This window comes from Streptomyces sp. NPDC001480 (assembly GCF_042894725.1).
Taxonomy (GTDB): Bacteria; Actinomycetota; Actinomycetes; order Streptomycetales; family Streptomycetaceae; genus Streptomyces.
Window position 1 is genome coordinate 16,273 of the sequence record NZ_JBIAVX010000005.1, and the last position, 13,316, is coordinate 29,588.

Annotated in this window: 11 protein-coding genes and 1 pseudogene; 8 read left to right on the top strand and 4 right to left on the bottom strand. The window is 69.7% G+C overall.

Annotated features, from left to right (window positions below):
* Positions 1-285 precede the first annotated feature (285 nt).
* The 3 genes and pseudogenes from ACFY01_RS13000 to ACFY01_RS13010 all read left to right on the top strand — a co-directional run.
* A pseudogene (locus ACFY01_RS13000) lies at positions 286-2,175 on the top strand (DUF6531 domain-containing protein); the annotation flags it as partial.
* Between the two features lie 395 nt (positions 2,176-2,570).
* Entirely contained in the window at positions 2,571-3,854 is a 1,284-nt protein-coding gene (locus ACFY01_RS13005; protein WP_390735774.1) for an RHS repeat-associated core domain-containing protein, read from the top strand.
* A 2-nt stretch (positions 3,855-3,856) separates the two neighbouring features.
* Positions 3,857-4,876 (top strand): hypothetical protein, encoded by a 1,020-nt coding sequence (locus tag ACFY01_RS13010; RefSeq protein ID WP_390735775.1) that lies wholly within the window; start codon positions 3,857-3,859, stop codon positions 4,874-4,876.
* A gap of 19 nt (positions 4,877-4,895) precedes the next feature.
* On the opposite strand, the gene ACFY01_RS13015 is transcribed toward ACFY01_RS13010, so the two are convergent.
* Positions 4,896-5,318 carry an ATP-binding protein gene (locus ACFY01_RS13015; RefSeq protein ID WP_390735776.1) on the bottom strand — a complete coding sequence of 141 codons (423 nt, stop codon included), beginning with the start codon at positions 5,316-5,318 and terminating at the stop codon, positions 4,896-4,898.
* 92 nt (positions 5,319-5,410) lie between these two features.
* On the opposite strand from ACFY01_RS13015, the gene ACFY01_RS13020 reads away from it, so the two are divergent.
* A complete protein-coding gene (locus ACFY01_RS13020) occupies positions 5,411-6,244 on the top strand; it encodes a helix-turn-helix domain-containing protein (RefSeq protein WP_390735777.1) in 834 nt (277 codons plus the stop codon).
* Positions 6,219-6,413, top strand: a complete 195-nt coding sequence (locus ACFY01_RS13025; protein ID WP_390735778.1) for a DUF397 domain-containing protein — start codon at positions 6,219-6,221, stop codon at positions 6,411-6,413. The genes ACFY01_RS13020 and ACFY01_RS13025 overlap by 26 nt, the downstream gene beginning before the upstream one ends.
* On the opposite strand, the gene ACFY01_RS13030 is transcribed toward ACFY01_RS13025, so the two are convergent.
* Positions 6,391-7,239, bottom strand: coding sequence for a hypothetical protein (locus ACFY01_RS13030; protein WP_390735779.1), 849 nt, complete (start codon positions 7,237-7,239; stop codon positions 6,391-6,393). The two genes, ACFY01_RS13025 and ACFY01_RS13030, sit on opposite strands and share 23 nt — an antisense overlap.
* 171 nt (positions 7,240-7,410) lie before the next feature.
* Positions 7,411-8,580 carry a steroid 3-ketoacyl-CoA thiolase gene (locus ACFY01_RS13035; RefSeq protein ID WP_390735780.1) on the bottom strand — a complete coding sequence of 390 codons (1,170 nt, stop codon included), beginning with the start codon at positions 8,578-8,580 and terminating at the stop codon, positions 7,411-7,413.
* A gap of 258 nt (positions 8,581-8,838) precedes the next feature.
* Between ACFY01_RS13035 and ACFY01_RS13040 the strand changes: the two genes are divergently transcribed.
* The 3 genes from ACFY01_RS13040 (at position 8,839) to ACFY01_RS13050 (ending at position 12,911) form a co-directional block, all read left to right on the top strand.
* Complete coding sequence (locus ACFY01_RS13040; protein WP_390735781.1) at positions 8,839-10,074, top strand: cytochrome P450; 1,236 nt, start codon at positions 8,839-8,841, stop codon at positions 10,072-10,074.
* Positions 10,075-10,444: 370 nt separating this feature from the next.
* On the top strand, positions 10,445-11,806 hold the full coding sequence (gene proP / locus ACFY01_RS13045) for a glycine betaine/L-proline transporter ProP (protein ID WP_390735782.1): 1,362 nt from the start codon (positions 10,445-10,447) through the stop codon (positions 11,804-11,806).
* A 433-nt stretch (positions 11,807-12,239) separates the two neighbouring features.
* Positions 12,240-12,911, top strand: a complete 672-nt coding sequence (locus ACFY01_RS13050; protein ID WP_390735783.1) for an O-methyltransferase — start codon at positions 12,240-12,242, stop codon at positions 12,909-12,911.
* 9 nt (positions 12,912-12,920) lie between these two features.
* Here the strand turns inward: ACFY01_RS13050 and ACFY01_RS13055 are convergent, their stop codons facing one another.
* Complete coding sequence (locus ACFY01_RS13055; protein ID WP_390735784.1) at positions 12,921-13,313, bottom strand: hypothetical protein; 393 nt, start codon at positions 13,311-13,313, stop codon at positions 12,921-12,923.
* Positions 13,314-13,316 lie beyond the last annotated feature (3 nt).

Sequence of the window (13,316 nt, forward strand, 5' to 3'; positions counted from 1 at the left end):
ATGCTGGAGGACCCTTCCGCCTTCGGGGACCCGGACAAGCTGGCGGGAATCCTGGCCGAGGGCGCGCTGATGGGCGTCGGGTTCGGGGTGCTCGGCAAGGCCCTCGGCAAGGGGCTGAAGGCGCTCAAGCCCAGCGAACTCGCCAAGCTCGCCGACGCACTGAAGCTGGGCGGCGGCCTGTCCCGGCTGAAGCTGCGGCCCGGCGAGGCGGAAGAGCTGGAAGCCGGCATCGCGGCTGCGGAGAAGGAGTGCAAACTCGACCCTGTCGATGTGGCGACGGGCGCCATGCTGTTGCCACAGACCGACGTCGAGTTCCCTGGTGCCCTGCCTCTGATGGTGGAGCGGACGCACGTCTCGTCCTATCGGTGGGGCGGGTGGTTCGGGCCGTCCTGGGCGTCCACCCTGGACCAGCGCATCCAGGCCGACGACGAAGGTTTCGTCTTCGCCGCGCCCGACGGCGCCCGTCTGGTGTATCCCCCTCTCGCCCCCGACGCCGAGGAGCCCGTCTTTCCGGTGACGGGCCCTCGCCTGCCCATGTCGTGGGACGCCGAAGTCGACGGCGCGCTACGGATCAGCAATCCGGGCACCGGCCTGTCGTATGTCTTCCACACCCCGCGGTCCGCCGACGAGGGCGAGGCGGTCGATCTGCCTGTGCAGCTGATCGAGAACCGTCACGGGCAGCGGATCACCGTCCTGTACGACGAAGACGGAACCCCGGTGGAACTCCTCCACTCCGGCGGATACCGGGTCGCCCTCGACCGGCACCCCGACCTCCCGCGCATCGCGGCCATGCGCTTGATCGAGTCCGGAAGTGCCCTCAGCCGCGGGACCGTTCTGACCTCCTACGGATACGACGAGGCGGGTCACCTCACAGAGATACGTGACTCCTCGGGCGAACCGCTGCGTTTCACCTATGACGCCGAGGGCCGCATCACCTCGTGGACCGACAGGAACGGCAATGCGTATGGCTACACCTACGACGAACACGGCCGCGTGATACGGACGGAAGGCACCGGCGGCTGCCTGACGGGAACACTCGTCTACGACGACACGACGCGCACCACCACTGTCACCGACGCCCTCGGTCACAGCACCCGGTACGAGCACAATGAAACGTTCCGGCTCGTGCGCGAGACCGATCCCCTCGGTAACACCACGCGCCTGGAGTGGGACAGCGCAGGCCGGCTGGTGGCGGTCACCGACCCGCTGGGCAACACCACACGCCACAGCTACGACGAGCGGGGACGGCTGGTATCCGTCCGTCGCCCCGACGGCGGCAAGACCGTCGCCGAGTACGACGACCGGGACCTCCCGTTGGCGCTCACCGGGCCGGACGGCGCGGTCTGGCGCCAGGACTACGACGAGTACGGCAACCGCACCTCGGTCACCGACCCGACGGGCGCCACCACGCGCTTCTCCTACACCTCGGCCGGTCTGCTCGGCACCGTGACCGATGCCCTCGGCCACACGACCCGCTACACCTACAACGCCGCGGGATTGCCTGCCACGATCACCGATCCCCTCGGCTCGGTGACCACCTACGCATACAATGCCATGGGTCTGCCGGCCGCCGTCCTCGACGCGGCGGGCAACGCCACCAGAATGGAGTGGTCTCTCAAGGGCCTGCTGATCCGCGCAACGGGTCCTGACGAGAGCCACGAGTCGTGGACGTACGACGCCGAGGGCAACTGCACCTCTCACACGGACGCGCTGGGCGGTGTCACACGCTTCGAGTACGGCGCGTTCGACACCCTCACCGCCCGCACCGGACCCGACGGAGCTCGCCATACCTTCACCTACGACACACAGCTGCGCCTCACCCGAGTCACCAACCCGCAAGCGCTGGCGTGGGGTTACCACTACGATCCGGCAGGACGCCTCGTATCCGAAACGGACTTCGACGGCCGCACACTCACCTATGCCTATGACGCGGCAGGCCGTTTCGTCTCCCGCACGACACCGCTCGGCCGGACCATCACCCACGAACTCGACGCCGCGGGCCGCGTCCTCGCCAAGGACGTCGACGGCGAGCGCACTACGTACACGTACGACGCAGCGGGCAACCTCACCGCCGCGGCGACGGCCTCCTCTTCGCTGACGCTCGTACGCGACATCGCCGGACGTGTCCTGTCCGAGACGGTCGACGGACACTCCACCCGCTACACCTACGACGTCCTGGGCCGCCGTACGAGCCGCACCACCCCCACTGGCGCCGTCACCCATCTCTCACACGATCCGGCAGGTCTGCCCGCCGCCCTCTCGCTGGCCGGACACGTACTCACCCTCTCCCGCGACGCCCTGGGCCGGGAGACCACCCGCGTCTTCGGACCGCCCTGCTCACCGGTCACTCTCAGTCACTCTTGGGACGTACTCGGCCGGCGCGCCGGTCAGCGCCTGGCGAGCAGCCACCGCACCCTGCGCGACCGGGCCTACGCGTACCGCGTCGACGGCGCCCTCACCGCCGTCACCGACCGGCTCACCGGCGAAGGGCGCCGCATATCCCGGACCCGGTCGGACGCCCCCTCACCGTCACAGCGGAGAACTGGAGCGAGTCGTACGCCTACGACGCGATGGGCAACCAGACCAAGGCCCACTGGCCGGACACGGCGCCTCACCCGGAAGCCCGTGGCCCGCGCACCTACACGGGCACCCGCATACGCGCCGCAGGTGCCGTTCGTTACGAGCACGACGCCGCGGGCCGGGTCACTCTCCGGCAGAAACCCCGGCTGTCCCGCAAGCCGGAGACCTGGCACTACGAGTGGAGCGCCGAAGACCTCCTCGTATCCTGCACGACACCCGACGGCACGACATGGACCTACGACTACGACCCGCTGGGTCGCCGCACCGCCAAGCACCGTACGGCCCCCGACGGCCTGACCCTCCTGGAGACCGTCCGGTTCACGTGGGACGGACCGCATCTGGCCGAGCAGTCCGATACCAGCACCCGATCCGTCACCACCTGGGAGTACGAGGACGACCACCCCGTCGCCCAGTTCGAGCGACGCGCCGGCGCGCTCTCCTCGCAGGACGAGATCGACGCCCGCTTCTTCGCCGTCGTCACGGACCTCGTCGGAAAGCCCACCGAGCTCGTCTCCGAGGACGGCGAAATCGCCTGGCACACCAGGTCGACCATATGGGGAACCACGACCTGGAACCGCAACGCCACCGCTTACACACCACTCCGCTATCCAGGTCAGTACGCGGATCCCGAGACCGGGCTGCACTACAACCTCTACCGCCACTACGACCCTGACACCGCCCGCTTCACGACACCCGATCCGCTCAACCTGGCACCGTCACCCAATCCCGTCTCCTACGTCCACAATCCCGAGACCTGGAGCGATCCCCTCGGGCTGGTCCCCAAGGCCTGCAAGCAGGACCGGTACAAGTGGGACGGCAGTGTCCGATTCGGCAAGCTCGACGATCTGGACCGCCCAACAGGCGTCTTCGCCTCGCTTCGCAAGGAGATGCTGAACACCGGGACCGAGGCGGGTACCACGACGACTCCGGGCTGGCGGGGCAACGGGCCGGCCTTCAACGAAGCCCGCGGCCATCTGCTCGCGAACATCCTGGGCGGCCCCGGCAAGGGCCCCTATGCTCGCCAGAACCTGGTCACGCTGACCCAGAATCCGGTGAACACGCCGGTCATGAAGGGGATTGAGAAGCAAGTCTATGATGCGGTGAAGGGTGACGAGATCGTTCAGTACTCGGTGAAGCCCATTTATGAAGGAGCGAACCCCATACCGCTCAGGCTGGAGATCTCCGCATACGGAAACCGAGGGTTCTCTTTGAAAAAGGTGCTGGAAAACCCCGCTTCGGGAGTGCGGACCGCGATTCCCGGATACCAAGGATGACCATGACCCGTACCACTCCGCCCCGCCCACTGGACATCGAGGCCGAGTTCCCCGAACTCGTCGGCCACCGGGAGACCTGCACCCGGCTGCACCCACGCCCCGGAGCGCCCACGCCCGTCCAGAGCTCCGTGGGCGGCCCGTTCCTGTGGCCCGCCGACGAGCCGTGGCCGACCTGCCGGGAGCCTCACCCGCGGCACACGGGCAGGCGCATCCAGGACGTCCGCGAAGAGCGCCGCCTGCTCGCGCAGGCCTGGGCCCGGGGCGGCTCCGGGCCCACAGATGAAGAGCGGGACGTGCTGACGGCGCTCCGCCGCACGCACCACGAGCCCGGCCTCGGCGACACCGACCCCGTTCCCCTGCTCCCGGTGGCTCAGCTGTTCGCCAAGGACGTGCCGGGACTCGGGGCACCCGAAGGGCGCGATGTGCTGCAAGTGCTGTGGTGCCCGTTCGAGGCGCACGGCTCGCCGCCCGGGCCGGGCGTCCACCTGGTGTGGCGCGCAGCGGCCGAAGCCGGCGATGCCCAGGCCGACCCCCCGCTCCCCGCAGTGGTCGGCGACGAAGGCTACGTACCGGAACCCTGCACGCTCGCCCCGGAACAGGTCACCGAGCACCAGTGGGCCGAGCTGCTGCCCGAAGGCCTGCGGCAGCGTATCGAGGAGTGGGAAGAGACTCTGTGGGAGGAGGCCGGCGAGGAAGACGAGGACGAAGCCGAACCCCTTTCCTACGACGCGGATTTCTCCATCGCCCCCGGCTGGAAGGCGGGCGGTTTCGCGGCATGGGGTGTCACCGGCCCGCGACAACTCCTCTGCTCGTGCGGCAGCCCCATGCGGCTGCTGCTGACCATCGCCTCCGCGGAGTGGGGCGGCGTCCGCAGCAGTTGGACCCCGCTCGAAGACCTGCCACTCGTCGGCACGCACGATGTGAACATCCCCACCCAGGTGCTGGTAGGCCGGGGAGGTCACCTCGACGTCTTCGTCTGCCGGGCCGACCCCGCCCACGAGTACCGGACCAGCCTCCAGTGACGACAGCACAGCACACGGTCTAGGCGTCGCACTCGAACCAGACCGTCTTCCCGCCCCCGCTCACGGGCTCCACCCCCCACTTCCCCACCACGGCGTCGAGCAGCAGCAGCCCGCGGCCGTGCTCCGCCTCCGGTGACAACCGGTGCGGGACGCACGGCAGTCGGGGGCATCCGTCGGTCACCTCCACCCGCACTCCCGCCGCCTGCCTCCGCAGCGCCAGCTCGCAGCGGCGGTCCGGGACGTGCCGTACGACGTTGGCGACCAGCTCGGTCACGGCCAGCTGCACGGCGTCCGTCAGCCCGGCCAACTCCCACTCGTCCAGGCACGATCCGACGATCCGGCGGATGTGCCCGGCCGAGTGCTCGCCGACGGTGAGGCTCATGCGGTACTGGGCCGGGCGGGGGCCCAGGCCCACCAGGGTGGGGGGAAAGTAGTCGTTCACGGGACGAGGATGACCTCGCGCGACTACTTTTAGCTACGGGACGGACACAACGGGTTCCGCAGTGGGCCCGGTTGCGCGAGAGGGGATCGTGCGTGACTCATGTCAACATCCTCGACCCTGGTGCGTCGCCGCTCGACTACTACGGCTTCGAGCTGCGGCGGCTTCGGGAGGCGGCGGGGCTCACGCAGCGGCAGCTCGGGGACATCGTCAACTACACGGGGTCCCTCGTCGGGCAGATCGAGACAGCGAGGAAAGTTCCGACACTGGAGTTCAGCGAGCGCGCGGACGCGGCACTGGGCTCCGACGGGCTGCTGTCCCGGCTGGTCGAGCTGGTGCTGCGAAACCAACTCCCCGCCTGGTTCAGGCAGGTGGCGGAGTTACAGTCCCGGGCCGTGGAAATCTGCTCCTTCGAGACACACATGGTGCACGGCCTCCTCCAGACCGAGGCGTACGCGCGTGCCGTGCTCGGCGCCTTGGACGACACCGACCTCGACGACCGCACCGCCGTACGACTGGCCCGCCAGCGCATCTTCGAGAAGGAGGAGCCGCCGGTGTTCTGGGCGATCCTCAGCGAGGCGGCGCTGCACCAGCAGATGGGCGGTCCCCAGGTCATGCGCGCCCAACTGGGCCATCTGTTGGGATTCGAGGAGAACCCCCGGATCAATGTCCAGGTGCTGCCGTACTCGGTCGGGGCGCACGCGGGCCTGCAAGGCTCGTTCGACCTCTACCGCTTCGAGAGTGACCCGGCCATCGTGTACACGGAGGGCTACAACAGTGCGTATCCGACGGCAAACCGAGCCACCGTCAAGGACTGCTCGCTCCGTTACGATCATCTCCAAGCCGCCGCTTTGTCCCTCCGGGACTCGGCGGAGTTGATCCGGTGTGTGATGGAGGAACGCTATGGAGAACAACACGGTGTGGCGTAAGTCCAGCTACAGCGGCGACCAAGGCGGCAACTGCGTGGAAGTCGCCGAACTCCAAGAGGCCGCCGTAGCCATTCGCGACTCCAAGAACACCACAGGCCCGACCCTCACCTTCGAACCCGCCGTCTTCTCCGCGTTCCTGTCAGGCCTCACCTCCGCCGACTGGTCATGATCTGGGTGATGGCCTGCCAGGTCTCCTCCGGGCAGTCGCCCTGCGGAGTGGACTTCAGGAAGCCGTCGTAGGGAACGCGCCGGGGCGGCAGCACGACGTCCAGCCAGTGCCCGTACTCCGTGTAGTCCCAGCCGTCGTTGGGGATCGGGATGAAGTCCCGCCGACCGGTCTTGTCCTTGCTGGTGATCTGCATGACCTCGGCGTACGAGGGGTGGTTCCGCACGACCACGCAGTAGTGCTGGAGTGTCTGGCTGTCGTCCTCACGCAGGGGGACGTCGGCCAGCCAGATCTCCCCCGCCCGCGGGAGCCGCTCCTCCCGCAGGGAGCCGGGAATCACCACCCGCAGCGGCGGCTCGTCGGGCCGGCACCACCGGCGGATGGCGTAGAAGGTGATCGCCACGGCGACCGCCGCGGCCATCGTCTCCAGCATGGCGGTGAACGACCACGGCAGCTCGGTGGGTGAGCCGGAGGCCCCCGTGGGGTGGGCCCGGAGCTTCGCGGTGATCGACCGGTTGACCCCCATGGCGGCCCAGACCGCCAGGCCGGCGGAGCCGGCGAACAGGGCGGCGTGCGGCAGCAGCAACGGCGGCTTCGGACGGCGGCGCCCCTGGGCGGCCCAGGCGAGGGCGAGCACCACCAGCGCGGACACCAGCCACAGGACGACGTCCTGGGCGGGCGTCGTGGTGCGCGGCCCGTGCTTCTGGTCGGCGAGCAGCGCGGGCAGGGTGATCGGCAGCAGCAGGACGTAGCCGACCATCGGCCAGCCGAAGAGGAGTCCGAAGCAGCCACCGCATCCGCAGCCGGGTGTGTCCGTTCGCCGTGCCATGCCTGTTCCCCCGACTGCCGTACCTTTCCGGTGACGATAGCGGCGGGTTGGCGGGGATGTCCGGGAAACCGGTCGAGTGAGGCAGACGTTCGACAGCGGGCCGTATGAACCGTTATGGGTGCCGGGGCGAGCGGGGCCGGTGACCGGTGCCCGCCCCGGCACCCGAGAGGTCTACAGCCGCTGGATGATCGTCCCGGTGGCCAGCCCACCCCCGGCGCACATGGTCACCAGCGCGAACTCCTTGTCTGCTCGCTCCAGTTCGTGCAGGGCCGTGGTGATGAGCCGGGCTCCGGTCGCGCCGACCGGGTGTCCGAGGGCGATCGCGCCGCCGTTGACGTTGACCTTGTCGAGGTCCTGCTCGAAGACCTGGGCCCAGCTCAACACCACTGAGGCGAACGCCTCGTTGATCTCGACGAGGTCGATGTCCTTCAGGGACATGCCGGCCTTGCCCAGTACCGTACGCGTGGCGTCGATGGGGCCGTCGAGGTGGAAGTGCGGGTCGGCGCCGACGAGGGCCTGGGCGACGATCCGCGCGCGGGGCTTGAGCTTCAGGGCGCGGGCCATCCGCTTCGAGGCCCACATGATGGCGGCGGCGCCGTCCGAGATCTGTGAGGAGTTGCCCGCCGTGTGCACGGCCGTCGGCATGACGGGCTTCAGCCGGGCCAGCGCCTCCATGGAGGTGTCGCGCAGGCCCTCGTCCTTGTCGACCAGGCGCCACATGCCCTGCCCGGCGCGCTGCTCCTCCTCGGTGGTCGGGACCTGGACGGCGAACGTCTCCCGTTTGAAGCGCTCCTCGGACCAGGCGACGGCGGCGCGTTCCTGTGAGCGCAGGCCGAGGAGGTCGACGTCCTGCCGGCGGAGCCCACGGTGGCGGGCGATGCGTTCGGCGGCCTCGAACTGGTTCGGCAGGTCGACGTTCCACTCGTCGGGGAAGGGCTTGCCGGGCCCGTGCTTGGATCCGGAGCCGAGCGGCACGCGGGACATGGCCTCGACGCCGCAGCTGATCCCCACGTCGATGACCCCGGCCGCGACCATGTTGGCGACCATGTGGCTCGCCTGCTGCGAGGACCCGCACTGGCAGTCGACGGTCGTCGCTGCGGTCTCGTACGGCAGCCCCATGGTCAGCCAGGCCGTGCGGGCGGGGTTCATGGACTGTTCGCCGGCGTGGGTGACCGTGCCGCCGACGACCTGCTCGACGGCGTCGGCGGGGATGCCGGTGCGGCCGAGGAGCTCGCGGTAGGTCTCGCCCAGGAGATAGGCGGGGTGGAGGTTTGCGAGCGCGCCGCCGCGCTTGCCGATGGGCGTGCGTACGGCTTCGACGATCACGGGCTCCGAGGCCATGGGGGTGCGTCCTCTCCCTAGGGCCTGTCCGGCGGACAGGCCCGGTAACCCGCGTGGCGCGGGCGTCCCGGCCACCCGCCACGCAGAACTAGTACGCGTTCTAGTTCTGTGTGCAGTCTGCGGACAGGGGTCCCCAATCGCAAGGGGAGTGCACGTAATTGGGGTCGCCATGCCCCTTGCTACTTGTAGAACCCGTTATTACCTTCACCGAAACCCGAGTATCTGATGGACCGTCAGAATGGTGGGAGTGAGTCGCCCATGCCCTGTCCCGCGCTGCCCGACGGGTTCGACCTCACCGACCCCGACCTGCTGCACCACCGCGTCCCGCTCCCGGAGTTCGCCGAGTTGCGGCAGGCCGAACCGGTCCGCTGGATCCCGCAGCCGCACGGTCTGGCCGGGTTCGCGGACGACGGCTACTGGGCCGTGACCCGGCACGCGGACGTCAAGTACGTCTCCACGCACCCGGAGATCTTCTCCTCCTACCTCAACACGGCGATCATCCGGTTCACCCAGGACATGGAGCGGGACGCGATCGACGCGCAGCGCCTGATCCTGCTGAACATGGACCCGCCCGAGCACACCCGGGTCCGCCAGATCGTCCAGCGCGGCTTCACCCCGCGTTCCATCCGCGCCCTGGAGGACCGGCTGCGCGCCCGGGCCCGGGCGATCACCGAGTCGGCCCGTGACCGCTGCGGGCCCTTCGACTTCGTCACCCAGGTGGCCTGCGAGCTGCCGTTGCAGGCCATCGCCGAGCTGATCGGCATCCCGCAGGACGACCGGGCGAAGATCTTCGACTGGTCGAACAGGATGATCTCGTACGACGACCCGGAGTACGCGATCACCAAGGAGACCGGCCAGGAATCGGCCACCGAGCTGATCGCGTACGCGATGAACATGGCCGCCGACCGCAAGCGGTGCCCGGCCCACGACATCGTGACCACGCTGGTGGCGGCGGAGGACGAGGGCAACCTCAACTCGGACGAGTTCGGCTTCTTCGTGCTGATGCTGGCGGTGGCGGGCAACGAGACCACCCGCAACGCCATCACCCACGGCATGCACGCCTTCCTCACCCACCCGGAGCAGTGGGACCGCTACAAGCGCGAGCGCCCGTCGACCGCCGCCGAGGAGATCGTCCGCTGGGCCACCCCGGTCAACTCCTTCCAGCGCACGGCCACGCAGGACACGGAGCTCGGCGGCAAGCGCATCAGGAAGGGCGACCGCGTCGGCCTGTTCTACGCCTCCGCCAACCACGACCCCGAGGTGTTCACCGACCCCGACGCCTTCGACATCACCCGCGACCCCAACCCCCACCTCGGCTTCGGCGGCGGGGGCCCCCACTACTGCCTGGGCAAGTCGCTGGCGGTCCTGGAGATAGACCTGATCTTCAACGCGGTGGCGGACACGATGCCGGATCTCCGCCTGGCCGCCGAGCCCCGCCGCCTGCGCTCCGCCTGGATCAACGGGGTGAAGGAGCTCCGCGTCACCACGGCCTGAACCCGGCACCGAACGCGCACAGGTCTCCCCATGCTCGGGCCGACGGCTCCCGGCGCCGCCGGCCCGGCCCGGGGAGGCAGGAGCACCCCCATGCCCGGCTCCTGCCTCCCCCGGGGGTCCCAGGGGTGCGGTTGCGCGGTCGGGGCGCGAGAAGGATCACAGTGTGACGGCCTGGGTCGGGCACGCGGTTCGGCAGACGTGCCTGTACACGGGGTATTTAGTTGCACCCTGCATCGAAACGCGTGCGACCCGTAAACGGCACAAGTCACCCTATGGTCGTTTTCGGCCCGCCCGCCGACGTGCGGACCGCGTATCTGTCCCCGTCGAAAGGCAGGCGAGCGAAACCTTGGCGAGTGCCACAGCCGCCCCCGTGTCCGCCTCACTGAAGTCCCCCGCCTCCGCGAAGTCCCCCGCCGCCCGGGTCACCGTCACCGAACCGGCGCTGGTCAAGCGTGCCGTGAAGGCCGCCGCGCTGGGCAACGCCATGGAGTGGTTCGACTTCGGCGTCTACAGCTACATCGCGGTGACGCTCGGCAAGGTCTTCTTCCCCTCCGGGAACCCGACCGCCCAGCTCCTGTCCACCTTCGGCGCCTTCGCCGCGGCCTTCCTGGTCCGTCCGCTCGGCGGCCTGGTCTTCGGCCCGCTCGGCGACCGTGTGGGCCGCCAGAAGGTCCTCGCGGTCACCATGATCATGATGGCGGTGGGCACCTTCGCGATCGGCCTGATCCCGTCGTACGCGTCGATCGGCGTGGGCGCGCCCCTGCTGTTGCTGGCCGCCCGCCTGGTGCAGGGCTTCTCCACCGGCGGCGAGTACGCGGGCGCGTCCACCTTCATCGCCGAGTACGCGCCGGACAAGAAGCGCGGCTTCTTCGGCAGCTGGCTGGAGTTCGGCACGCTGGCGGGCTACATCGGCGGCGCGGGCCTGGTCACCCTGATGACGGCACTCCTGTCCTCGCACGACCTGCTGACCTGGGGCTGGCGGGTCCCGTTCCTGATCGCCGGCCCGATGGGCATCATCGGCCTGTACCTGCGGATGCGGCTGGAGGAGACGCCGGCGTTCGCCGCGGAGGTCGAGAAGGCCGAGACGAACCGTCCGAAGGTTCCGCTGCGGGAGATGGTCGCGGGGCAGTGGAAGGCGCTGCTGCTGTGCATGGGCCTGGTGCTGGTCTTCAACGTCACGGACTACATGCTGCTGTCGTACATGCCGAGCTACCTCACCAGTGAGCTGAAGTACGACGAGACGCACGGCCTGCTCGTCGTCCTCGGCGTGATGACCCTGATGATGATCGTCCAGCCCTTCGCGGGCGCCCTGTCCGACCGTGTGGGCCGCCGGCCGGTCATCGCCGTGGGCTGCGCGGGGTTCCTCCTCCTCTCCATCCCCGCCCTGCTCCTGATCCGCCAGGGCAGCCTGCTCGCGGTCGCGCTCGGCATGGGGGCGCTGGGTCTCCTGCTGGTCTGCTTCACCGCGGCCATGCCCGCCGCGCTGCCCGCCCTCTTCCCGACCCGGGTTCGCTACGGCTCCCTGTCGATCGGCTTCAACGTGTCCGTCTCCCTCTTCGGCGGCACGACTCCGCTGGTGGTCACGGCGCTGATCGGGGCGACCGGGAACATGATGATGCCCGCGTACTACATGATGGCCGCGGCCGTCGTCGGCGGGTTCGCGGTATGGCGCATGACGGAGTCCGCGGGGCGGCCGCTGCCGGGGTCCGCGCCGGCGGTGGAGCAGCGCTGACGTTTGCCGTCCGGCGGGTGGGCGGGGCCGTGGGGCGGGCCCGCGACATCGGGTTCCTCGCCCCCGCCGCCCCTACCCTTCCCGTCCCCAGGGGCTCCGCCCCTTCGATCCCGCCGGGGCTCCGCCCCGGACCCCGTCGGCCTGAACGGCGTCGTCCTCAAACGCCGGACGGCCTGCAAATCGAGGGCCGCGCCTTCCAGCCCACCCGCACGGGTGGTGGGTGGGCACAGGCCGGGGGTCTGGGGGCGGAGCCCCCAGCGGCCGGACCGCCTCGGCGGGGAACACCGGACGGGCTGAGAGGGGACCGCGCCGGGCGGAGCCTCCAGCGGCTTGAACGGGACACGCCGGGTAAGCAGGTGATCCGCGTCCGCCGGATGCGTATGGTGCCGCCGGGGTATTCGGCAAGTACCGGACACGGAAAGGCAGTGGACGCATGAGCGGGTCGCAGCTCTGGGACGACGTCGACTTCTACTTCACCAGCCACCTCTCGCCCGACGACGAGGCGCTTCAGGCGGCGCTGCGCGACAGCGAGGCGGCCCAGCTCCCGCACGTCAACGTCACCGCGAGCCAGGGCAAGCTGCTCCACCTCCTCGCCCAGATCCAGGACGCCCGCACCATCCTCGAGATCGGCACGCTCGGCGGCTACAGCACCATCTGGCTGGGCCGCGCCCTCCCGGCCGACGGCCGCCTCGTCTCGCTCGAGTACAGCGCCAAGCACGCCGAAGTAGCCACCCGCAACATCGCCCGCGCGGGCCTGGACAAGATCGTCGAGGTACGAGTGGGCCCGGCCCTGGAGTCGCTGCCCAAGCTGGCCGACGAGAACCCCGCCCCCTTCGACCTGGTCTTCATCGACGCCGACAAGGCCAACAACGCCCACTACGTCGAGTGGGCGCTGCGGCTCACCCGCGCGGGCAGCCTGATCATCGTCGACAACGTCGTACGCGGCGGCCGGGTCGTGGACGCCGAGAGCATCGAACCGGAGGTACGCGGCACCCGGGCCGCGATCGAGATGATCGCCGCCCACCCACGACTGAGCGGCACGGCCATCCAGACGGTGGGCAGCAAGGGCTACGACGGCTTCGCCCTGGCCCGGGTGCTCGCCTAGCGGACGGCCCTACGCCTCGAGGTAGAAGCCCACGTTCACGCTGCGCGGCTCGGTGCGGTCCTGGACGATGATCTCGCCGGAGCCGCCCCGGGGCAGCCGTACGGTGCCGCCGTAGGCGATGGTCTGCGCGTACTCGCCGACGGTCAGCCGTACCTCGGCCGACGGGTCGGCCTGCGAGCCGCGCAACCAGGACACCTGCCAGCCGCCGTCCGGTCCGCACAGGAACTCCAGGTGGACCCGGGAGACGAACAGCCAGTCCTCGGGCGTCACCAGACGGCACACGGCCGCGTCCCGGCCCACCCGCAGCACGGCGCCCGGTTCGCTGGGCGCGTCGGCCATCGTCATGCCGGCCGTGGCGCCCTCTTCCGCCGCGGAGACGGTGGCCATCGTGAGTTCGAGCACGTG